The 21,776-nt window shown below is 47.4% G+C and carries 21 protein-coding genes; 4 read left to right on the forward strand and 17 right to left on the reverse strand.

The features are described from left to right. Positions 1–216, forward strand: a complete 216-nt coding sequence (locus ACJJIP_RS13860) for an XRE family transcriptional regulator (protein ID WP_282951149.1) — start codon at positions 1–3, stop codon at positions 214–216. Between the two features lie 63 nt (positions 217–279). On the opposite strand, the gene ACJJIP_RS13865 is transcribed toward ACJJIP_RS13860, so the two are convergent. From ACJJIP_RS13865 to ACJJIP_RS13900, 8 genes are all read right to left on the reverse strand, one after another. Then, positions 280–750, reverse strand: a complete 471-nt coding sequence (locus ACJJIP_RS13865) for a hypothetical protein (protein WP_444945367.1) — start codon at positions 748–750, stop codon at positions 280–282. A gap of 1 nt (position 751) precedes the next feature. Then, positions 752–1,183 (reverse strand): hypothetical protein, encoded by a 432-nt coding sequence (locus ACJJIP_RS13870; protein WP_282951151.1) that lies wholly within the window; start codon positions 1,181–1,183, stop codon positions 752–754. Positions 1,184–1,439: 256 nt separating this feature from the next. After that, complete coding sequence (locus tag ACJJIP_RS13875) at positions 1,440–1,685, reverse strand: hypothetical protein (RefSeq protein ID WP_282951152.1); 246 nt, start codon at positions 1,683–1,685, stop codon at positions 1,440–1,442. 512 nt (positions 1,686–2,197) lie between these two features. Next, positions 2,198–2,575 carry a hypothetical protein gene (locus ACJJIP_RS13880; protein ID WP_444945368.1) on the reverse strand — a complete coding sequence of 126 codons (378 nt, stop codon included), beginning with the start codon at positions 2,573–2,575 and terminating at the stop codon, positions 2,198–2,200. Between the two features lie 8 nt (positions 2,576–2,583). Beyond that, positions 2,584–3,849, reverse strand: a complete 1,266-nt coding sequence (locus ACJJIP_RS13885) for an RHS repeat-associated core domain-containing protein (protein ID WP_444945369.1) — start codon at positions 3,847–3,849, stop codon at positions 2,584–2,586. Positions 3,850–3,991: 142 nt separating this feature from the next. Next, entirely contained in the window at positions 3,992–4,480 is a 489-nt protein-coding gene (locus ACJJIP_RS13890; protein ID WP_444945370.1) for a hypothetical protein, read from the reverse strand. Positions 4,481–4,534: 54 nt separating this feature from the next. Further along, positions 4,535–4,981 carry a hypothetical protein gene (locus ACJJIP_RS13895; RefSeq protein WP_282951157.1) on the reverse strand — a complete coding sequence of 149 codons (447 nt, stop codon included), beginning with the start codon at positions 4,979–4,981 and terminating at the stop codon, positions 4,535–4,537. Beyond that, a complete protein-coding gene (locus tag ACJJIP_RS13900) occupies positions 4,960–5,607 on the reverse strand; it encodes a hypothetical protein (protein ID WP_282951158.1) in 648 nt (215 codons plus the stop codon). The genes ACJJIP_RS13895 and ACJJIP_RS13900 overlap by 22 nt, the downstream gene beginning before the upstream one ends. 186 nt (positions 5,608–5,793) lie before the next feature. Between ACJJIP_RS13900 and ACJJIP_RS13905 the strand changes: the two genes are divergently transcribed. Then, entirely contained in the window at positions 5,794–6,201 is a 408-nt protein-coding gene (locus tag ACJJIP_RS13905) for a hypothetical protein (RefSeq protein WP_282951159.1), read from the forward strand. Positions 6,202–6,450: 249 nt separating this feature from the next. Here ACJJIP_RS13905 and ACJJIP_RS13910 read toward each other — a convergent pair whose 3' ends face one another. Together ACJJIP_RS13910 and ACJJIP_RS13915 are read right to left on the reverse strand one after the other, a co-directional pair. Then, positions 6,451–6,957, reverse strand: coding sequence for a hypothetical protein (locus ACJJIP_RS13910; protein ID WP_282951160.1), 507 nt, complete (start codon positions 6,955–6,957; stop codon positions 6,451–6,453). Beyond that, positions 6,947–8,722: an RHS repeat-associated core domain-containing protein gene (locus ACJJIP_RS13915; protein ID WP_444945371.1), complete on the reverse strand. Its 1,776-nt coding sequence runs from the start codon at positions 8,720–8,722 to the stop codon at positions 6,947–6,949. Before ACJJIP_RS13915 ends, ACJJIP_RS13910 begins: the two co-directional genes overlap by 11 nt. A 171-nt stretch (positions 8,723–8,893) precedes the next feature. On the opposite strand from ACJJIP_RS13915, the gene ACJJIP_RS13920 reads away from it, so the two are divergent. Continuing rightward, positions 8,894–9,082: a hypothetical protein gene (locus ACJJIP_RS13920; protein ID WP_444945372.1), complete on the forward strand. Its 189-nt coding sequence runs from the start codon at positions 8,894–8,896 to the stop codon at positions 9,080–9,082. Between the two features lie 56 nt (positions 9,083–9,138). Here the strand turns inward: ACJJIP_RS13920 and ACJJIP_RS13925 are convergent, their stop codons facing one another. Next, entirely contained in the window at positions 9,139–9,450 is a 312-nt protein-coding gene (locus ACJJIP_RS13925) for a hypothetical protein (RefSeq protein ID WP_444901920.1), read from the reverse strand. A gap of 53 nt (positions 9,451–9,503) precedes the next feature. Between ACJJIP_RS13925 and ACJJIP_RS13930 the strand changes: the two genes are divergently transcribed. Further along, positions 9,504–9,614, forward strand: coding sequence for a SymE family type I addiction module toxin (locus tag ACJJIP_RS13930; RefSeq protein ID WP_444901921.1), 111 nt, complete (start codon positions 9,504–9,506; stop codon positions 9,612–9,614). A 65-nt stretch (positions 9,615–9,679) separates the two neighbouring features. On the opposite strand, the gene ACJJIP_RS13935 is transcribed toward ACJJIP_RS13930, so the two are convergent. The 6 genes from ACJJIP_RS13935 to ACJJIP_RS13960 form a co-directional block, all read right to left on the reverse strand. Then, positions 9,680–10,150, reverse strand: a complete 471-nt coding sequence (locus ACJJIP_RS13935) for a hypothetical protein (RefSeq protein WP_444945373.1) — start codon at positions 10,148–10,150, stop codon at positions 9,680–9,682. Positions 10,151–10,165: 15 nt separating this feature from the next. Continuing rightward, positions 10,166–10,360: a hypothetical protein gene (locus ACJJIP_RS13940; RefSeq protein ID WP_444945374.1), complete on the reverse strand. Its 195-nt coding sequence runs from the start codon at positions 10,358–10,360 to the stop codon at positions 10,166–10,168. Positions 10,361–10,370: 10 nt separating this feature from the next. After that, the gene (locus tag ACJJIP_RS13945; RefSeq protein WP_444945375.1) at positions 10,371–11,018 is read right to left on the reverse strand and encodes a hypothetical protein; all 648 of its coding nucleotides are present in this window, start codon (positions 11,016–11,018) and stop codon (positions 10,371–10,373) included. A 41-nt stretch (positions 11,019–11,059) separates the two neighbouring features. Next, entirely contained in the window at positions 11,060–11,467 is a 408-nt protein-coding gene (locus ACJJIP_RS13950) for a T6SS effector amidase Tae4 family protein (protein WP_444945376.1), read from the reverse strand. A gap of 81 nt (positions 11,468–11,548) precedes the next feature. After that, entirely contained in the window at positions 11,549–12,067 is a 519-nt protein-coding gene (locus ACJJIP_RS13955; RefSeq protein ID WP_020414678.1) for a hypothetical protein, read from the reverse strand. Positions 12,068–12,072: 5 nt separating this feature from the next. Next, positions 12,073–21,723, reverse strand: coding sequence for an RHS repeat-associated core domain-containing protein (locus ACJJIP_RS13960; RefSeq protein ID WP_444945377.1), 9,651 nt, complete (start codon positions 21,721–21,723; stop codon positions 12,073–12,075). Between the last annotated feature and the right edge of the window lie 53 nt (positions 21,724–21,776).

The raw sequence follows: 21,776 nt of genomic DNA on the forward strand, positions 1-21,776 counted from the left end.
TTGGCTGCCGGCCAGATTACTGTCACCATGAGTATCACCATTGACTCTCTGGTATTCGATGAAGACGAGCGCGGACCGGATGAGCAGCTAAGGCTGCAATTTGAAGCTATCAGCCAACTGCCAACGGAAGAGAAAGAGATCGTCAAGGAGTTGTTGGACGGGATGATTATTAAGTATCAATCCCGGCGCTGGGATACCAAGCGGCAGATCGGTTAAACAAAAAGCCCCGCTGGGGTCACCAGTGGGGCTTTTTAAGAGGGGCCAGAAACAGGCTTCAGATTAAGGGAGCCTGTAAATAGTAGACTTAGTAGTGCGACTTAAACTCTTAAATACAACCGTAAAGCAAGTATCTTCTACCAAAGAACTATCTACAAAAAAGTACGCTTCACCCACCGGCAGAAGTGCTTCCCGTTTATTAGTACTCAGAGAGACATTTATTTTTCTAGCATAAATAAATGATGTTGCTCGCTGCTCACCATTCAAACACCTAAGCAATTCCACCTTAAGCACCCCTCCCTCTTCAGGGAGGACTTCTAGCTTTTTTTTGTCAAAATCGAATTCAACAATTGAAATTGAAACAGACTGCCTAACATTAAAAGGTAATCTTTGATCGTCAGGAATTAGTTTTTTTGCTTCTAAGCGATCAATTTTCTCCATACGAATGTTTGATAGTTCAATTTGTTTTTCACCACAACCTACTAGAGGATAAACTACAACCAAAACCACTAGACAATGAATAACTAATTTCATACTAAGGCCTACAATACTGGAAGCATATTTCCACATGATCTTTATTAATTAGAATATGAGCATCTGCATACCATTCCGGCTTATGCCCATACCAACCACCAGCTCTAGCGACAAGGTTATTCCTATTCATACCACCACCGGTAGCCACGTAATTTGTCCATGTTTCCGAGTATATAGCTACATTCGTAAAATTAGGTTTAAATCGACCAACAGGATCAACTGTAATTAAGTGATCTACACGATGGCCAGCAGCGATTACTCTTGCTGCAGAATTACCACCATAACTATGACCAATTACTGTTAGCGAATATTCAGAATTATTTTCATCAATCCAAGCAGCTAATTCTTTCTTCTGATGATGCTCGAAATATATATCTCCTTCTTTGCCATAAGCTTCATACATGCTTTTAACAAATTCATTTTTATCATCCATAAAACCGCCAACATAAGCGGTCCTAGATCCCTTTTGTGCAAAGACATCACCCCGAGACCGGTCGCACCTTAACTTTCCATTTTCCCTAGCGCAATCAAAGAGTTAGGAACCATTTTTCCCGGAGCCACTGGCTCTTTACCATTTTTTTGCCCCGACGCGGGTTTTACCTTAGCCGGATGTTTTTCCATAAGCAATTAAAACGAAAAAGCCCCAGCGGATGCCAGGGCTTTAGGAAAAGCACCTTTAGCAACTCAATTTAGCCCCATGCTCCCAAGGTCATTGCTGTCATTGCAAAAACTGCAATTAAAAATAAAGACAACATACCCGCTAAAGCCAAAGAGGCAATCGGCAATGCAGACTTAATTGCAATTTTCCTTTTATAACATACGAAGAAAAACACATAGAGCGGAAGAAATCCAATTAACAATATCGCAACCAAGCCTCCAACATTACTTACAATATGTCCGGACAATACAAATATTGATTCCATAAAATTATCCATTCACTTGGTCTCTATTGAAATTGTTTTATCACGTTATTATCAACTGGCCCCCAAACAAATCCATCTAGCCAATTATTTGGTCCTCCTAACGGACCAGTTCCACCACCATAAGTTTGGATATGGAATGAGCCATTTATATTAATTACTGTCCGCTCAACAAAACCAGGATGAAGAGCATGATCTGGTGTTGTTACATTAGTTAAACCAATTTGATTTCCATTGGAGTCATAAAGAGCAAAAGTGTTAATTGGGTCTTTTCCAAATGGGCCTGGGATATCTGCATCCGCAGTATAAGGTTGACCAGGAACAAACGGTTTTTCTTGATTAGGGTGAGCACCAACTCTGTTTAGAGTATTTACGATAGCTGCCTGCGTGCAACCTTCTGCGCTCGCTGAACAAACGACTGGTGATACATGCGTATACTTATGTTCACCAGGGAAGAACCAGTTTTCAGTAGTATTCCCCTTTTGTGCAACTTATGGGGGGCTACTCATAACCTTCTGGGCTTAGAGCTACTTCTTATTTGATTTATGCCTTATAACTATATCTGATTTATCTTGTGAAACTTTGTCGATCGTTATAAGACCACCATATAATGGAGCACCAGAGTTTTTGGTTTTAATCTGAATGCTTTCACCCTCTTCCACAGCAAAATCAAATCTACCTTCATCCGAAGATTCTACTTGTTTGAAAAGCTTATAAGTACCCATTTTAAAAATACTCCCCTGCTCAAAAAAATAAAGCTCTACATTTACTTTTCCCAGAGGGAAACCTGACACATCATCAACAACTACCCCTGAAATATTCACATCATCACCTCTCACAATTGTGCTGGCAAAGCTTAATATAAATACCGTAAATACAATTATGTAATGCGTGGAAAATTTCATTGGCTCACCTAAAATCCAGTAACATAAGAAACAATGTTGATATGATTAACATTTGTATTACCTGTATAGTTCTGACCTCCGACCGTTATGAACTGAGAACTAACAGAGCGACCTAAGTATGGATTTGTCCCCAAGGGCAAAATTCCAAACCCACCAGTCGTCGGATTACGTTGGTAATAATTGGTGGCCGTATTTACGTTATTATATTTGAGAACAAAATTTCCTCTGAGGCTATGAGGATCGAACGTAGTTAAATTATTAATATTGATTTCTTGCTTACCGGCCCAATTTGTTAAACGAACGGCAGCATTACCTCCACGACTATAACCTAGCAAATTAATTTCTGTTCCCTCTGCTGCATTGAGTATTGCTTCTTTTGCTTCACTCATAGACATAACATTTCCACCAAGGCTTTCTATATACTTTTTAAAAGAAACATTATTTCCACTATTCTCACCTCCCGCCCCAAGGAATCCTATTGTTAGAGCTTTACCCTTTTGTGCAGTAGGATGATTCTCATCATTAAAAGCCCTGGAAAACGCCGCGGTTATCGCCCCATTGGCAAACTTACCACCCGATACTGCAGAGGCTGTACCGCCTACAACCGCCGCCGCAACTACCCTCGCCGCACTAAAGCCAGAGTTGCCAGCATCTATTGAATCTATCCCCCCGGCAAAGGCCTGGGTCACACCCGCTGCAGCAAAGCCGTGTTTAAACTTCCCTCCCTGAGCCGCAGACAGTAAACCACCGGTAACCGAGTGAGCAAAGACTTTCGCTGCATAGCCATAGCCGTTCAGGCCCGTACCCATGATGCCTTTGCGGACAACCCCTTTCGTTGCCCATGTCGCCCCCTGAAAGGCATTGCCAATGCCCATAAATGCCACAGCACTAAAGGCACCAAAAAAGGCCCCCTTCACCGTGCCACTTTGCACCGCTCCCGCCGCGGCGCCGCCGGCAGCGGCCCAGCCCACCGCCGCTGCATAATTTGTACCTTGCAGGGCCACGAGAGACTGTCCCCCGGTCCAAATGGCAATGGCCACGGCGACCACCGGCTTCACCACAGAGTCCCGGTACTTATTCCAAGAACTATACCCCGAAGGATCCGTATAAGTCAGCGGATTATTGTGCACATAGGCGTAGCGGTTGTAGCCCTGGACCGAAGTCACCCCATCAATCAGCGGATCTGCGGAGACAAAGCGGACGAGGAACAGTTGATTATCCGCGAACTGCTGGAAAGCATGATTGTGAAGTATGAGGCTCGGCGCTGGACGCATACCCGAATAAAAGCCCCGGCAGGTTATTCTGCCGGGGCTTTTATTCGGTTCAGTAAGATTACGATTTGAAGAAAGCCCAAGTCTTCCCTTTTTTCCGGTATATCTCTGTGCACCGGATATCCAGTATGTGTTTCATATCTCCCTATCTGCGTGTATCTTGAATAGCACTCACAGAATTAATATACAAAACCGAGTTATATACATAGATATACCAATGAGCATATCTCGTTAGATAAAGCTGTTCACCACAAGAGACACTATCGGCAACTCCCTCAACAACTTCAAATTTCCCACTATTTATTAACTGCCGACTTATCGTCTCTAGCATCCCATCCGCAACTATCTCTAACTGCGGTCCACTGACAACCAAGTATTTTAGCTCACCTTTATCTATTGCATTATTCGCTTCTACAACAGGGTCTTTCAAAAAATATTTACGCAGTATCTCAGCTTCTTTACACGAAGAATTTTTGTCGTACGTCTTTGATTGAGACAAACTATACAACCTATCCATATCTTCATTTAAGTGAGAAATAAACTCTTTTTTATTAAATTGATTTACCACTTCATCACTCTGAACAAAAACAGAACTTAAGATCAAAATCACACTAAAAAAAATTTTATTAATCATAGTTTATTGCTTATATGCAGCGTGAAAATTGCTCCAGATCCATACTGATTCCGACTATTCATGATAGCAAGATAGGCGTTTAACCTCTTGCTCCTCATTAGAGATATCAAAGGAGCTAACAGATCGAATATTTTTTAATGATAATTTACCAGCGGCAGGTGAAACTGAAAAATTCCCAACGATAGTCGCATAAGACCATGGACATTTTTCAAATACAGCTTCAGATGCAGAAGATCTATCAAAATTTATTTTGTTCACCGTGTTAGTAATTAATGCATCAATTTTCCTAACGAACAAGCCTCTACTAGGACCATTCCTTCCACCAATATAACCGGACACCATCACAAGCTGGCCATCATATTTTTCAGGCTCGACTATGAGCTTATAAATTGATACATGCTTCGCTAATTCACCTCCCTGTACATTACAAGCAAGTAAACTGACTAGCCCTACATAGATAATTTTAGCAATCGTTTTTGTCAACATGGCCCATCTTTCCATCCAGTTCTCATACATTGATCCTGTTGAAATCTCCAGCTAGTTTTATACCAAGGATAACTATTATTATTAATAGTCACAGAAACAGGCCCATCAATTTGACTAGACCAGTTTAGATAAACCCCTTTACTCCATTGTTCTGGAGACCGCCATGTCCCAGTTACATCATTAATAGCTACAGCAGCTATATTTACTTCGTCAAGATCAACAGAAAATGAGGTGCCCGCAAACCCTTGATTATCTGGGTTAATCAAATAACCACCCTCCACGTCTGCTGGAAAGGGTTGTGATAGAATATACTTCCCATCGACCTCATATACATACATTCCTAAGTGTTGACCTTCCCAAATTGAGTTTGCATCTTCAAGGCCACGTCTAAGAGCATCAAGTCGCGAATGAGCGTTACCAATAGCCTCATCTAGCGGAGATCTGCTCTTTTGTGCAGTAGGATGATTCTCATGATTAAAGGCCCTGGAAAACGCCGCGGTTATCGCCCCATTGGCAAATTTGCCTCCAGAGACCACCGAGGCTGTGCCGCCCACAAGCGCCGCTGCAACGACCCTCGTCGCACTAAAGCCAGCGTTGTCCGCATCTATTAAATCGATACCCCCGGCAAGGGCCTGGGTCACACCCGCTGCGGCAAAGCCGTGTTTAATGAGCCGCAGACAGTAAACCACCGGTAACCGAGTGAGCAAAGACTTTCACTGCATAGCCAGCGCCTGACCGCCGACAGGCGGCTAAAGCCGAGGGACGTTTGTGCCCCTCTTGGTGCTTGGCTAGAACGGTGGTGCCGCTTCTTCGATGGCTTCGATCAGGTGCCGGCATTCCTGTTGCAGCAGCCTCACGTAGTACTGCCATTCGGTATCAAGCCGCTTCCAGGCTTCGATAACGCTCCAGCCTTGCGGCAGGTATTCCATGCGCTCCGTTATGAACGCGGCGGCAATTTGTTCGCTGGTGCTGACTCCGCTGCTGCCGGTTTGCAGCAGGCTTTGGGTGGTTTGGATGCCGGACGCGTGATCGCGGAACTCAGTTTTGGATTCTGGACCAGCCTACTGGATCGGCGCTATAAACAGGTACTGTGGCCTCGCCTGCTAAAAACTGCCTTCCCAGAAATGCCCCGCCGCCTGCGCACCCGCAACAACCTTTCCCGACGCTTTCAGCGCATCTGCCATCTGCGCAACCGGATTTTCATCATGAACCTATCTGGCATTGGCAAGACCTAGCCCAGCAACATCGGGACACACTGGAGGCCATTACCTGGATTGCGCCAACGGCGCGGGAGCTGGTGGCCGCCGTGGATAGGTTTCCCGACATTCACCAAACAGGGCTTGACAAGATCGAGCAATAGCTCAGGCGGTTTTGCTGACCCACAAAAACAACAAAGCCCCGGCAGATTATCCTGCTAACATCAGAAACTAATCACTAAAGCTAGTGCCGAACTCAGCTACCAATAATGGCGGTTAACTGGAATTTTAGGGCTTAATAATCGTCCAACTTTCCGTTGCGCTATCAAAATATTTATTAAAGGACACAAGCCCCTCAGCCAATGAATATAAAAACACCGTCCTTTGCAAAGAAAAAGATGACTTACTCCCGGTTAGCTTACGCTTCAAATCATCAGTAGCTTTTGATTCTATAAAATATAATTTTTCCCCCGCACCACCATTTTCCGATAACACTTCAAACCTATACCCAGAGAACTCCCACTTGTCACCTTTTGATAAAGGAATCTTAGGAACAGAGAAAACTAAAAATGGGGTAGACGTTACAATACATTTGTACCTTTTACTATTTTCACAAACCGTATAATTCCAACTAACATCGTACTCATTATTATGGAATTGACCATTTTTATAAAAGTCAATGTTCATTGGAATTTCACTCCCTCCTTGAATTCTGAAAGATAACTCTCTTTGATCTGCGATTGCAGAAGACATTAAAGCTAAATATAAAATCAATGTAAGGAAATTAGTCTGCATAAACTCTCCTCGCCCAATTTACAGCCCTCGAAGTAGCATCTTTTTCCCAGGGAGCAGTCTCACGGGAAGGTACAGGATCAACCCAATTGTTTACCATTTTGATGTTGGATGGATGCATATGAGCCAATTCATGTCTAAAAACAAACATTTCATATTGACTGGCATTTAAAGACTTAATAAATACTGCTTGTGCAGGCGTAGCCTCTACCGGAGCGCCAAGGGCAGTAAAAAATCTTGGACCAACAGTGATCTCTCCTGATCTTGAATTAATTACAGCAACACCACGATAAGAACTATCGTAACTAACCGTTAGTTTTTCAGCATTAGGTCTCGCATAACTCGAAGGATATTCCGTTTCACCAATTATTTTCTTAAATTCACTTAATCGTTTATCAAGATAAGCCTGCCTCTCTCCTTCTGGTACAACACTTTCCGTTCCACCTGCTGAATCATAGGATGTAGAGGGCTTTCTTTGCCTATCCTGCCCTATCGAGCTCATCAATGAAGCAAAAGCCGCCGTCACCGCCCCATTGGCAAACTTACCACCCGATACCACAGAGGCTGTACCGCCAACGATCGCGGCTGCAATGACTCTCGCCGCACTAAAGCCAACATTGCCAGCATCTATTGAATCTACACCTCCTGCAAAGGCCTGGGTCACACCCGCTGCGGCAAAGCCGTGTTTAAACTTCCCTCCCTGAGCCGCAGACAGTAAACCACCGGTAACCGAGTGAGCAAAGACTTTCGCTGCATAGCCATACCCATTTAAGCCGGTACCCATGATGCCTTTACCAACTACGCCTTTCGTTGCCCATGTCGCCCCCTGAAAGGCATTGCCAATGCCCATAAATGCCACAGCACTAAAGGCACCAAAAAAGGCCCCCTTCACCGCGCCACTTTGCACCGCTCCCGCCGCGGCGCCGCCGGCAGCGGCCCAGCCCACCGCCGCTGCATAATTTGTACCTTGCAGGGCCACGAGAGACTGTCCCCCGGTCCAAATGGCAATGGCCACGGCGACCACCGGCTTCACCACAGAGTCCCGGTACTTATTCCAAGAACTATACCCCGAAGGATCCGTATAAGTCAGCGGATTATTGTGCACATAGGCGTAGCGGTTGTAGCCCTGGACCGAAGTCACCCCATCAATCAGCGGATCTGCGGAGACAAAGCGGGCCAGGGTCGGGTCGTAGACCCGTCCGTTCATATGGATCAGGCCCACCTCATCCAGCATTTCATGGCCGGTATAACCGCGGTTGCTACTCAGGTGATTGAAGGCTCCCACACTGAGGGCGCTAACCGTATTTGCAGGCGCGCCGGCAATTTGTTCCCAGCTCAGGGCGTTGCGGCGCTTGCCCCAGGCATCAAAACTGTAAACCAGCTTGTTGCCCGCAGCATCTTTGGCAACCTGACCGGTGCTATCGGTAATAACATCCAGGGAACCCTGCAAGTCTTTGTGTAAATACTGGGTGCTGGTACCGGCAATTTCATCCGATGCATTCAGCTCGATACGCTCGATAGCAACCCCTGCGATATTGCGGCGATAGAAGCTCTTAATAAAAGCACCGGAGGTGCTGCGTTCAATCACTTTCTCGATGCTGCCGATCTGCAAGGTGGTCACTGTGCCTTTGCCGTTGTCATCCACCCACTTGAAACGGCTGCGGTCCGGGCCGTAAGAGAAGCGCGTATCGTGGCCGCCTTTACTAATCAGGCTGGGTTTATCAAAGACGGTGTAGTCCAGCGTATGACTGCCTGAGTCGCTACTCATATTGCCGTTGTCGTCGTAGTGATAGCTGGTATTGCCGGCTTTGGTTACGGCATGAGGACGTGAGCCACTGTACTCATAGCTACCAACGCCCGTTTTATAGGTGATATTGCCGGCATCATCGTAGCGTACCTCCTGGGTGGCAGCCCGACTGCCGGCCAGATTACTGTCACCATGAGTATCACCATTGACTCTCTGGTATTCGATGAAGACGAGCGTGGACCGGATGAGCAGCTAAGGCTGCAATTTGAAGCTATCAGCCAACTGCCAACAGAAGAGAAAGAGATCGTCAAGGAGTTGCTGGATGGGATGATCATCAAGTATCAATCCCGGCGTTGGGATGCCAAGCGGCAAGTCGGTTAAACAAAAAACCCCGCTGGGGTCACCAGCGGGGCTTTTAGTGGACATCCAGAAACAGGCTATTTATTTGAAATTAGGATGATTTGACATAAAACAACTGATATAAAAATTAGGCACTGAGCCCAAAGCAATTTTTTTAACCTGGCAACCCTTTTCCTAGTAGAATGACTTTCAATTGATTCTAAATCAGAGCTAACAAGCCATTTAAAAAATACAAATGATTTATTAATTTCACTACTGAAGTCCACACCAAAATCTTTTGATTCTAAAATTAATTTAGATACTTTACGACTTTCAAATAGCCCAAATGCAGTTGTAAATACCAATCCAATAAATCCAATTAAACATAATGTAGCTATCGTCATCAGCATTTATCCCCCTTCGCAAACTATTTAATCAAATCAGTTACTAAGTGACGCCGCCTGTGCCTTGGATTCAACTTAAAGGTAAATGGCTAGCTAAGGCCGGATTTAACATCGACACACCGATCAAAATTGAAGTGAATGATGGCAAATTGGTATTAACCGCCGAATAAAAAACAAAGCCCCGGGAGATTATACTGCTGGGACTTTCAATTAAATTTTATTCGTTACGCCCCCTTTAACCAACTGGCCGACAATAGCCCGTATAACGGTAGCCTGTAATAATCCCCTCCTGATTCACTGTCCAGTAATGAATACAGGAAGGGTCTAATTTTTTAAGGTGGTATTTATATTCTTTTTGGCCATCCGATAATGTTTTTATCTCGTCGGGTGGACCATTTAAATCACTGTACAATGTGATCGGCTCTCCGATAAGTAATTTGCTTTTATCATCCCAAGAAACAAAATACGAACATCCCACAAAAAGCACTACCACCAGTAATAAATAAGCGTTACGCATAGTTAGTATCCCACCACATAGGGTAGGTGAAAATGCAGGATTTATAGCTAGTTTAATCCGGAATACAGTCTCACTAAATGAGAAAGTACTTTTCGCTGTTCTATCCAATGGAGCCTTTGATAGTGGATTACCCATTGTATCCTTAACGCCCAATATATCAAAATTTATATCCCAAGCATCTTGGTACATGTCAGCCGCCAGCACTCATCCTTTAGGACCTAAATGATCAATTCCTTCTGTTTTACTTTTGAAGAAAAACTCAATAATTTCCTTAGAATCTTCCTCATCAAAGATAAACCGATCTTTTTGTTCATCTTTTTGTGCAACAGCATGCGCCCGACACACCATCGTACCCAGCCAACCATTTTCCCTAGTGCCATCAACGAGTGCCCGTCCCAATTAAAACCAACTACTCCTTGTCCAACGGTTTCAACCGAACAGCAAACCATAAACCATCACTAAGCCCAAGCCCTTCTTGGCTACCCAGCACGCTCCACGGCTTACCTATATATTCTGATTTAAAAGCAATTGGGTTCATGCCTATAACTACCGACTCATCACACCTCATCTTATAGTTAGTAACCAGCTTGCAAGTATTGCTAACCTGTTCTGAACCGACAAGATTATTCAAAACCACCTTAAATACTTCTTTATCCTTATGAGTAACCACTCCCTTTTTAGTGGTAACTAACGACCTCAGTGAGTCGCCAAGCTGAGCCTGAGTATCTTCTACCAACCCAAGATCTAACTGAATACGATCAACTGAATTACCCAAGGACTGCGTTTCAATAAACTCAAACAAAAGGCGCAGAAGCTCTTCGTACTCGGTCATACGAAGGCTCTTTCTTCCCTCAATCGACAACTGATAATCACTCCTAACTTGAAGCAACCAACGATTATTAACTTTTTCCCGCTTGAAAATAACATTGTTTATAGATGTGCCATTTTCAAGTTGAACATTTAGAGTGAAATAATAATCACCCGATTCTTTTACCTGAACAGGTGACTCAGAAAATGCTTCGCATCCCCATAAAAGAAATACTATGGAAAAACACATTTTTTTATAAAAATTTTCATATTATTTCGACCCGTCAAATATCAATTGCTAGCAGATCTTGTAGGTAAAATCCAAGCTGATCCGCCCACACCTAGAATAGAGTAGTTGTCACCACTATACCCAGACCTGATAACTGTTGCATGATCCTGCGATACAACTACTGCTACCTGACCAGCAGATAACGAACTACTTAAAGCACTAAACTGATCGTGAGTAATATTCGTGTAGTCTGCTGCGCCCCAAGCATCGCCCAAGTAAACCTCAAATTGTCGTGCTGACAATATATACCGAAGGCCATTATTGTCGCCTCCGAAATTTAGATTTGCTCCAGGAGCACCACGCGGAATAGTAGTTCCACTATGGTTAATGCCATGACTAACTCTTGTCGCACAAGAATTGGAATGTGGTCCATATCCATCACCTAAACTACCGCCGACGGTGTCCCACACCTCTGCCGTGTCATAATCAGAATAATTCAGATACTCGTTCCAAAAATCCTCTGAATACGGTCTCTTTTGTGCAACAGAGCATTACTGCTTGCATAAAGCGTTTTCCCTAATTTCTTTTGCGAGGGCAAGTGTTTTCTCTTCGTATTTTGAGAGCTGTTTTATTTTACCTAAATTTTTAAAAGCAACACCTACACTTACTTCATTACTTAAAGCATAACCACATACTATTTTTTCTGACTCCCCCTGCACATTTTCACAATCTGAGCCTGCTTCAGATTTTCCATAGTTTGGCATAAGCCATGTATCCCGTACATCTTCAAATGTTTGATTCATGTAACTTTCAGGGTAAGAAACACTAACAAAGAAAACTTGGTTATCAACAGGTGGCCTTGCACCATGTATCGTCTTAACATATTTTTCAATGCGTTGACTTCTTACTTGTATAAGTACAGGGGATTCGCTATCTGCCTCATTAAATAGAGCTATATTTTCGCACGCATTTTTCACTTCAAATGCACAGCTCGTAGTTGCCGATGCGAACAGGATTAAAGCACACACAAAACCATGTAGAGCGTTTTTATTAAACATTTTTCGTTCCATAATTGTTAATTCCCCCAAGCTTGGCGACGATCTTTGTCAAACCACATAAACCAGTCAGCCATTTGCTCTGAATTTAGCCCTACGGGTGCCGGTGTATTCAAGTAATCTTTATAAGGTAAATACCCACCAACAGGCTTCGCCGCTGCGCCGTTGCTAATAAAACCCCTTATTGATCCTGACAAACCTAAAAAGTTGCGCGAGTTTATATTTGTCCATGCGTGTGTGAGTTCATGGTTAAATAGGTCAATATAAGCTCCACCATCACATACGGTTAGGTCTGCACAGTGAGCCAATGATTTAGGTAAGTTAATTTTTCTGTAGGGAGTAAACCCTCCACACCCCTTCCCGCTGTTTCCCCCGCATTCCATATCCAAGCTAAAATCTATAGTTATGCTGTCTAACTCAGATTCCAATAAATCTGGATGTACACGAATAGCAACTTCTCGTTCTCCAGCAGAAAGGTTGCGCTTGCTTATTTTCTTTTGTGCAGTAGGATGATTCTCTTCATTAAAAGCCCTGGAAAACGCCGCGGTTATCGCCCCATTGGCAAACTTACCACCCGATACTGCAGAGGCTGTACCGCCAACGATCGCGGCTGCAATGACTCTCGCCGCACTAAAGCCAACATTGCCAGCATCTATTGAATCTATACCTCCTGCAAAGGCCTGGGTCACACCCGCTGCGGCAAAGCCGTGTTTAAACTTCCCTCCCTGCGCTTCTGAGAGTAAGCCACCAGTCACTGAGTGAGCAAAGACTTTCGCTGCATAGCCATAGCTATTCAGACCAGTGCCCATTACTCCTTTTCTGACAACCCCTTTCGTTGCCCATGTCGCCCCCTGAAAGGCATTGCCAATGCCCATAAATGCCACAGCACTGAAGGCACCAAAAAAGGCTCCCTTCACCGTACCGCTTTGCACCGCTCCCGCCGCGGCGCCGCCGGCAGCGGCCCAGCCCACCGCCGCTGCATAATTTGTACCTTGCAGGGCCACTAGAGACTGTCCCCCGGTCCAAATGACAATGGCCACGGCGACCACCGGCTTCACCACCGAGTCCCGGTACTTATTCCAAGAACTATACCCCGAAGGATCCGTATAAGTCAGCGGGTTGTTGTGCACATAGGCGTAGCGGTTGTAGCCCTGGACCGAAGTCACCCCATCGATCAGCGGATCTGCGGAGACAAAGCGGGCCAGGGTCGGGTCGTAGACCCGTCCGTTCATATGGATCAGGCCCACCTCATCCAGCATTTCATGGCCGGTATAACCGCGATTGCTACTCAGGTGATTGAAGGCTCCCACACTGAGGGCGCTAACCGTATTTGCAGGCGCGCCGGCAATTTGTTCCCAGCTCAGTGCATTGCGGCGTTTGCCCCAGGCATCAAAGCTGTAAACCAGTTTGTTACCGGCAGCATCTTTGGCAACCTGACCGGTGCTATCGGTAATAACATCCAGGGAACCCTGGAGGTCTTTGTGTAAATACCGGGTGCTGGTACCGGCAATTTCATCCGATGCATTCAGCTCGATACGCTCGATAGCAACCCCTGCAATATTGCGGCGATAAAAGCTCTTTATAAAAGCACCGGAGGTGCTGCGCTCAATCACTTTCTCGACGCTGCCGATCTGCAAGGTGGTCACTGTGCCTTTGCCGTTGTCATCCACCCGCTTGAAACGGCTGCGGTCCGGGCCGTAAGAGAAGCGCGTATCGTGGCCACCTTTACTAATCAGGCTGGGTTTATCAAAGACGGTGTAATCCAGCGTACGACTGCCTGAGTCGCTACTCATATTGCCGTTGTCGTCGTAGTGATAGCTGGTATTGCCGGCTTTGGTTACGGCATGAGGGCGTGGGCCACTGTACTCATAGCTACCGATGCCCGTTTTATAGGTGATATTGCCGGCATCATCGTAGCGCACCTCCTGGGTGGCAGTTTGGCTGCCGGCCTGATAGAGGCGCGCATAGCGCAGGCGGTTGAGGCCGTCGTACTCAAAACGTTCCTGCAGGTCCTTGCGGTAGCTGCCATCGCCACTGAGGTCGGTTTTAGAGAGCAGATTGCCGATAGTATTCCAATCGTAATGCAGGTTCTGCACCTGACCCACACCGGGATTGATATCCGTTAAGATGCTGGTGAGGCGGTGATGTTGTGGATCGTAGGCATAGGTAGTGGTGAGGCCGTTGCCTAGCAGCACTTCTTCCACCTGGCCGCGCAGATTCATGCGCTTAACCCGGTAATAGTAACCACTGTCTGCGGGGGCGGTTACATCGCGCACACCCACTTTAAAGCCATAGCTGTTGTAGACAGTTTCTACACCGCGTAAATAATCCTCATTATCGCCCACCTGCTGATTGCTGGCGTCGAAACTGCGGCTAACGCGGCTGTATTGGTCGTAGGTGACTTTTTCATAAAAATCCCCTTCGCCATCCAGTACGCCGAGCACAGTGGTGGTCTCGCCCAGACGACCGTAGATATCGTATTGCAGCAGCTTGAGGTAATTGACATCCTCCAGATTGGCATTGCAACCGGCGGCAATAGCGACAGGGGCCTGGGCTACGGCCACCAGTTTGCCTTCGAAGCGGAATTTGGAATCACAGCCGGGATCCTGGTCGTAGTACCAGCGGCTGAAGTTCTGCAGAGTGCCCGTTTGGCTATTGCTATCGAAGCTGGTGTAATCGGCGCGAGTCACCATACGGCCGAGGGCGTCATAGCTCATGGCGGTGCCCTGCCCCTTGGCATCTTTCTGCCAGGCCAGTTCACCAAAGCCTGTGTAACCGTAGGTCCAGGTGCCCTTATCCGGGTCTACCATGCGGGTCTTGCGGCCGAGATTATCGTACTCAATGTTGGTTGCTGAAGTTTCACCACCGCCGCTGTTAAGGGTACGCACCTGTTTGAGGTTGCCATCGGCATAGTAGCTGTACTGCAGTTTGCCGCCGATATTGTCGGTAACCTGAGCCAACTCACCGAGGACGTTTTTCTCGGTTACTTTACTTTGCTGGGCACAGTTCGTAGCAGTTTCCGTGAGGCCATTATAAGTGATTGTGCTGTCACACTGGCCACTGGGGCTATCCACATTAGTGGTGCGACCGAGAATATCGTAGGAGTAAATGGTCCAGCGTGGAGAGCCGCCGTTGCCATAAGGGTCGGAAACCTTTTTAACGCGGGACTGTTCATCATACTGGGTATCGACAAACACTGGATTACCATGGAAATCCTGAGTCTGTTTGCGGATCTCTCGACCCAGCCGATCGTGGTACATCACGCTCTGGCTCTGATCGATACCGGCTGTGGTCACTTTAAAGTGAGCTGGCACACCGGCTATTGTGGGGCAGCCACCACTGTCAGCACAAAGTGTGCTCAAGGTAGTAGCATGGCTGCCGGTCTCGTGGTGTTCAAAATAGCGATTGCCGAACGGGGAATAGGCATAGTGCGTTTCCACACCGCTGATATCCAGTACGCGCTGCGGTTGGCCGAAGGGGTCCATCTCCAGAGCTTGCTCGGCAGTCTGTTTGAGTTCATTAACCTGATTTAATGCGTAGCGGCCATAGCCGTCAAAACCCGTGCGACTGGTACGGCTTTCGCCCTGCGCATTGGTTACCGTGGATGCAACACGATTGCCGAAGCGGTCGTGCTCATAGTGGGTGTGTAACTCTTGTGCGCTACCTTTAGCTACCCACTCATCGGTTAACAGGCCAGTCTGGTTATCGTAATCAAAATGAGCGGTTCGCGTGATTTGCGGTGCTACCAGAGCACCATATCGCTGGGTGGTGACGCTGCTCTCACGCAAGCGCGCCAAATGCCAGCGGTCACTGCTCACCACATTGTCGTATGTGTTACTTGTAGATTTGCTCTGCACCAAGTTATTAGAAGCATCATAGTGCTTCACAGTTACCGAGCTGACATTGCCATATTGAATATCATTGGCTGCGGTGTAGTTGGTGGTTGTTACCACCTTGCCAAGGTAACTCCCGCTCAGGCTGTAAGATTTGTCCTCCGCTTGGCTGATATAGGGCATTACCGTTTTGCCCGATACCGGTGCTATGGATTCCAAGGTGTTGATAGAGCAGCTGATCAGGGTGAGTCCACTACCCTCACAGGTAGCCGGGGTTTTGATATTACTGGCATTGGACTCAATCACCTTGGCCGTCTGTGAAGGCATACCAATAAAGGGATAATCCTGGCGGTAGTGAGTGGTGGTCTTCACTTGGTTTTGCGGGTCATAGGTGGTGACCGATTCAAAACCGAGAAAGCCGCGCCCACCGCTCTGCATGCGCCCACCGGCATAGTGGTAATGGGCCTCAACCGTATTGTTATTGTCATTGGCCGCCGGTGCATCGGAGATTACTTTCTGTACCACGTACATCGGTGAGTAGAGATCGAATACCGGTGAACTGCGCCCGTAGTTCAGTTTGAAAGAACCCAGTTTACGTGAGTAGACACGAGTGCTGGTATCATTCAGGCGCGCGTAGCGGATTTCCGTTTTCACCCCAAAGCCATTCACTACAGACTCAAGAACATCCACCGGCTTGTCGGCATGTTTGGGCTTAAAGACACGCACATATTTATCTGTAGCGCCTAGACCACTAAAAAAGCCTGAGTGATTGCGCATATCATCGCAATGATTTTCCTGCTCATCGCGGTTCGCACAGTTCTCGACTATTTCAGGTCGCCCATCACCAGTCAAATCCATCACCAAATGGCTGTGATCATTGGTATCGGCGCCGAACAGCAAGCCAGTATCAATGGCGCTGCCAAAACCATTGGAATGGTTGGGCAGCATATAGAGGTACTGGTATTCGTTGTTTTCTTTATCGTTGGCATTGGGATAGAGAATGTCCACCAGGCCATCCATATCCCAGTCATATAGCTGGATTTTATCGTCCACAGCCCCTGGAAGTGTTCCCGTGGAGATAAACCCTTCACCAGTAAAGTAATATACGCCCCAATCCCAGTCTGCGCTGGAGCGGAATAACATGTCTGGCAGACTATCGCCATTGAGATCCGCGATCCGGTGCTCGGCATCATCCACCTGTGCTATCTCTCCGTTGAGTGCACGATGGAATACCGCCCTGTGGCTATTATCGCCCTCTGACATCAGTACAACGAAGTGATTGTCGGTCACATGACTTTGATTGTTGCAGTCGCTCGGTGCCTCGATACAAGTCCAATCTGTCTGCATTATCGCAGTCAGATCGGCAATACCGTCACCATTGAAATCGGCCACCATATCCGTATTACGCAGTTTCACTCGAGTGGTGCGTAGGAAGTTTGCTGAGGACACTCCTCCGGGAGCGCTGACCGTGGGCAGGGATAAACTGCGAGTCGTCTCAGAGCTTTTGAAGGAGAGCGTTCCGCTACTGCTGCGCTGCAGCTCACGGATTTTCATGGTGGGCGTATCACTCACTGAAGGAAGGCCCACAGCGTGAGTAAATGACAGGAAGTCCGGCAAGCCGTCGGCATTAAAGTCGTGCATCTGACCCAGCTGATCTTTCTGATAGCTGATTGCCGTGGGGTTATCAGTGCTGCTAAACCCGCTACCATTAGACAAATTCACGGCCCAGTGGGTGCCGGTGTCATCTATCGGCGCGTGGAGCAGGTCATCCTTACCATCGTTGTTGTAGTCCAACAGATGCCATTCCTTGCGCTCATTGGCGCGGATACGCATCTGTTCGGATTGCAGGGCCAACTCCCCCTCGGCAGTGCCCAGGGCAACACGGAGATAGCGTTTGCCATGACTGCCGTCGTAACGGATAAACACCAGATCTGTGAGTCCGTCACCGTTGACATCTCCATACTTGCCACCCTCGTAACCGGAGTGGAAGATATTAGGATTAGCAGCCGCACTCACCATGCCCGGTCCGGCAGACTGGGCATAAGTAAATATCGTGGGCTTGCGACAGTTACCCTGCACACACTCCTCAACCTCTTCGAGCAGTAAACGGCCAGTAGCGCTTTCCTGGTAGCTGAAGTTGTAGCTGCGCAACTCCATCGAGTCCGCAGTGGATGTAATTGCGGTGAGCCTGCGGGTTGATGCCGTTTTCTGTCCGAAACTGTATCCGTAGCGTTTATCGCTGCGGCTGGTATCGTAGTGGAACTGAATCCGATTCAGCGTTGCATCGTGACCATTCGCAGAGTAATCGACCGCCTCTATCAGGTGCTCCCCGAGCGCGGTGTCTTTCAGGTAGGTGTATTCGATACGGTTGCCAACACTATCCTCCTGGGTATTCAGGTACCAGGTTTTCTCCTGCTGTGCATCCTCATGCATACCGTAATAAGAGATAGAGCCATCCTTGCGGTACACTTCAAAACCCTGGCCGCTACCTACCGGACTGGAAACCAGCCGCACCTGCACAAAGCTGTCCAGGCTTGTACGGTACTCACTGCCGAGGCTACCGTACTGACCCGACACTAGTTTCAAACGCTGGCCATCCAAACAGAACCGATCGAAGACGCTGCCATTGGCACCGTCCTCTTCAAAAGTTCTACGGCAGGCGCTAATAGCGGACAATCCACTAATTCCCCAACCGGCCCCGAGAGGGCCGTTACTGCCGGAGCTGCTGTAAGTCACACTGAGCGCCGGGGTACTGCCACCGGATGAAGGGCCCACCTGCAGCGGAATGGTATAAGTCGCCGCGCCGGATTCACTCACACGGAATTCCCCGGGCAAGATGCCGACGCGATCGGAGGCCAACACACTAGGGTCGGTAGTAGATAGTGCCGAGGCTTTGTAAGGGGGCACCGCCACGATTACAGGTGGTGGGGTCTGGTCAACCTGAACAATATCCGTGGCAACCGTATTTGAGCAGCTACTAAAACTCGATACCTGGTTGCAGGCGCGCACCTGATAGGCGAAGAAGCCATTCTCCAACGACAGCTTTTTGTTCAAATGCGTTAAGTCTGTATGTTTACTCGGTGCGTTTTCATCCCAACTTACTGGCCCCTCTGCCGACGATGCGGTACCGGCAATAATCTCATAGTGCACTATCGTGCCACTAGCACTACCCCAAGTGAGATCAACCTCTCCGGTGCGCGAGAAAGTTGTCGATAGATTAGGGGATTTGGGTGCACCTGGAGTTTCAGCGACGATAACAGATTGAGCATTGCTGGCTGTGGAGCAAGCACGCAGATTACAAGCTATCAGGTAGTAACTGTAACTGCCATCATCTCGCTGAAGCGTGGTGCCAGAGAGAGGCGCTGGACTCGCAGAGCTCGTGGTTAATTCTTCAAGTAGCTTGCCGCCTTCGTAGAGCTTGTACCTGTAAACTTGCTGGGCAGAGCGGTCACTCCAGTTCAATTTAAGTGTACCGGTAGAACTGTTAGCAATGGTATCCAGCGTCGGGGCCGTAGGTATGGGTTGATTCCGTACCAGCAGTCCAACCGATGTACTCCAACTATTACTACAGCCAGAGGAATTACAATTTTTACTGCGGAACTCCCAATTACCATCGGTAAGCCCGGTTACGGAAAAGGTACTGCTCCCAGCAGAGCCGTAGGAACTATCTGCCGGCCAGTCGCTTTCCGCTTTTCTTTTTTGCCAACGCACCGACTCGATAGGGCCAGAGCTATTGGAGGTTAATCCCACAGAACCGTCATAACTACTGGATACGCTTGCAAGTAAACTTGATGGGCCTGGCTTCAAAATAATATTGGCTGTCTCCGGGCCAAAATTATTTAATGGCTCGCCTTCTTGGCAGCCTCCGCCGGGAATCCCAACGGAACAGTACCAGGTGGTGAGGAAGTAAGAGTAACTACCACTGGTGCTTATGGAGTCGGTAAACGTACCCTGTTTACTTACTGATTCTTTCCAGCCAGAGTCATAAATAGCAGTGGAACCTCGCTTCAGGGTTATCCTTTGTGCCTGCGCGTCGATATTCCAAGATAATTTGACAGACCCGCCGTTAATTGACTGAATCGCCAAAACTGGCAGGCTGACAGCAACAGTCTTGCTACTCGACCAGCCACTGCAGGCCTCAACCGAGTTGTAGGTACTGCAAGCCCGAACTCGATAGGAATAGCTACCATTATTAGTCTGAGTAAAAGTTTTATTGGTAGCGGTTAGTGTCCAGCTTCCGATAGAGGCACCTGATTGTTCTAGGTGATACTTTGATACCCCAGAAACAGAGTTCCAACTGACGCTATAGGAGCCAGCTGAATTACCAGGCGCCGTGAGGTTACCAGGTACCGAAGGAGGCCGGGATACGGTAAGAGTCGAGGAATTCTTAAAAGCTGTAATGACATTGCCTTTAACTGCGGCCACTCGATAGTTGTAACTGCCATTACTCCGCCCACTTAAGGTCTCTTTGACTTCAGGGCCCTCATATACTTGGGCCCAGTTACCATTATTTTTTTGCTCCTGTAAAACATATTTGTCCGCACCGGCAACTTGCGACCAAGATACAGTCACACTGCCAGTAGTGCTCGATGCTGGTACTGTAATCGACTGAGGGGTACTAATTACCGTAACCGTGGAGGACTGCTTATAGGGGCCAGTGGTACTACCCTTGACTGCGGCAACGCGGTAACTGTAGCTGCCAATACCCCGACCAGTTAACGTTTTTTGCGTTTCGCTACCACTGTAGGCTTGAGTCCAAGAGCCGCCATTTTTTTGTTCCTGAAGTATATATTTGTCCGCTCCAGAAACTGCCGCCCAAGATATTGCCAAAATGCCATTGGCACTCGCAACAGGCACGCTAATAGAGAGTGGAGATCTGACTACAGTAACAGCAGAGGAGTATTTAAATGCACCAGTAATACCGCCCTTGATCGCGGCAACACGATATAGATAACTACCGGTACTGCGATCAGTTAAAGTATTGGACGTCTCTATACCATTGTAAACCTGAGTCCAGGCTCCGCCGTCTTTTTGTTCCTGAAGAATATATTTGTCTGCACCACTAACCGGAAGCCAAGATACAAGCACACTCCCGTTTAGGTTAGTCGCATGCACCTCTAAAGGGGTTCCAATCAACGTAATACTCTTTATATCCGTAAAACTGCTGCAACCAGAATTACAAGCGCGGGCGCGAAAATGATACGTGTCGGTTAACAGATTAGTAAAATCCTTATAAAGAGCTGGGCCAGAGTAATCCATTTGCCAGCTGGTACTCTCCCCACTTTTTCGCCAAAGCTCATATCTGTTCGGTTTTCCAGAAGCCTCGCCCCAGGCCACCCTCAAGTTGTTCCCAGGGAGGTTCAATTTAATGTCCTCGCTAACATCAGGTAAAGTGCTAATAGCTGGAAAGTAAATAGGACCCGGGGGATTTACGTCAGGTTCGAAAGTAACTTCAACTGTATGGCTGCCGATGGAGTTCTTCTTACTATCCCATGCTTCACAGCTGTCATCAGGCTGGTCAGAGTTGGGAAGACTCAACGCGAGAGGACCAGGCCCGGGCTGATCAAGCAAACAGAACCGCCACCAGCCCTCATACTTGTAGGTTCCAGACGATGAAACAGTAATTGTTACCGAGTCCCCACTGACTGGGATATCTCTTATTGCAAGACCATTTCTGTATTCAGTAAGAAACTGAGCACGTGCAACCCCAGTTATTGTAAATTTTCCTGTAGAACTGGATGAGGGGCCCGATATGCCAGCCAGGGCCAGAGCAGGTAGCCAAAGAAAAAATAATCCAGACAACCAGGCACTGGAAAGTGCACTAAAACTCTTGGACACAGCAAAAATACTCTTATTATGCAAACTATAGTTCTCTCCCACCTATTTCAAGA

The organism is Microbulbifer variabilis, assembly GCF_052467165.1.

Excerpts from the sequence above, each read along its gene's own strand:
- ACJJIP_RS13865 (WP_444945367.1), bottom strand. The coding sequence starts at position 750 with ATGAAATTAGTTATTCATTGTCTAGTGGTTTTGGTTGTAGTTTATCCT.
- ACJJIP_RS13870 (WP_282951151.1), bottom strand. The coding sequence starts at position 1,183 with ATGGATGATAAAAATGAATTTGTTAAAAGCATGTATGAAGCTTATGGC.
- ACJJIP_RS13875 (WP_282951152.1), bottom strand. The coding sequence starts at position 1,685 with ATGGATAATTTTATGGAATCAATATTTGTATTGTCCGGACATATTGTA.
- ACJJIP_RS13880 (WP_444945368.1), bottom strand. The coding sequence starts at position 2,575 with ATGAAATTTTCCACGCATTACATAATTGTATTTACGGTATTTATATTA.
- ACJJIP_RS13885 (WP_444945369.1), bottom strand. The coding sequence starts at position 3,849 with ATGCGTCCAGCGCCGAGCCTCATACTTCACAATCATGCTTTCCAGCAG.
- ACJJIP_RS13890 (WP_444945370.1), bottom strand. The coding sequence starts at position 4,480 with ATGATTAATAAAATTTTTTTTAGTGTGATTTTGATCTTAAGTTCTGTT.
- ACJJIP_RS13895 (WP_282951157.1), bottom strand. The coding sequence starts at position 4,981 with ATGGAAAGATGGGCCATGTTGACAAAAACGATTGCTAAAATTATCTAT.
- ACJJIP_RS13910 (WP_282951160.1), bottom strand. The coding sequence starts at position 6,957 with ATGCAGACTAATTTCCTTACATTGATTTTATATTTAGCTTTAATGTCT.
- ACJJIP_RS13915 (WP_444945371.1), bottom strand. The coding sequence starts at position 8,722 with ATGAGTAGCGACTCAGGCAGTCATACGCTGGACTACACCGTCTTTGAT.
- ACJJIP_RS13920 (WP_444945372.1), top strand. The coding sequence starts at position 8,894 with ATGAGTATCACCATTGACTCTCTGGTATTCGATGAAGACGAGCGTGGA.
- ACJJIP_RS13925 (WP_444901920.1), bottom strand. The coding sequence starts at position 9,450 with ATGCTGATGACGATAGCTACATTATGTTTAATTGGATTTATTGGATTG.
- ACJJIP_RS13935 (WP_444945373.1), bottom strand. The coding sequence starts at position 10,150 with ATGTACCAAGATGCTTGGGATATAAATTTTGATATATTGGGCGTTAAG.
- ACJJIP_RS13945 (WP_444945375.1), bottom strand. The coding sequence starts at position 11,018 with ATGTGTTTTTCCATAGTATTTCTTTTATGGGGATGCGAAGCATTTTCT.
- ACJJIP_RS13955 (WP_020414678.1), bottom strand. The coding sequence starts at position 12,067 with ATGGAACGAAAAATGTTTAATAAAAACGCTCTACATGGTTTTGTGTGT.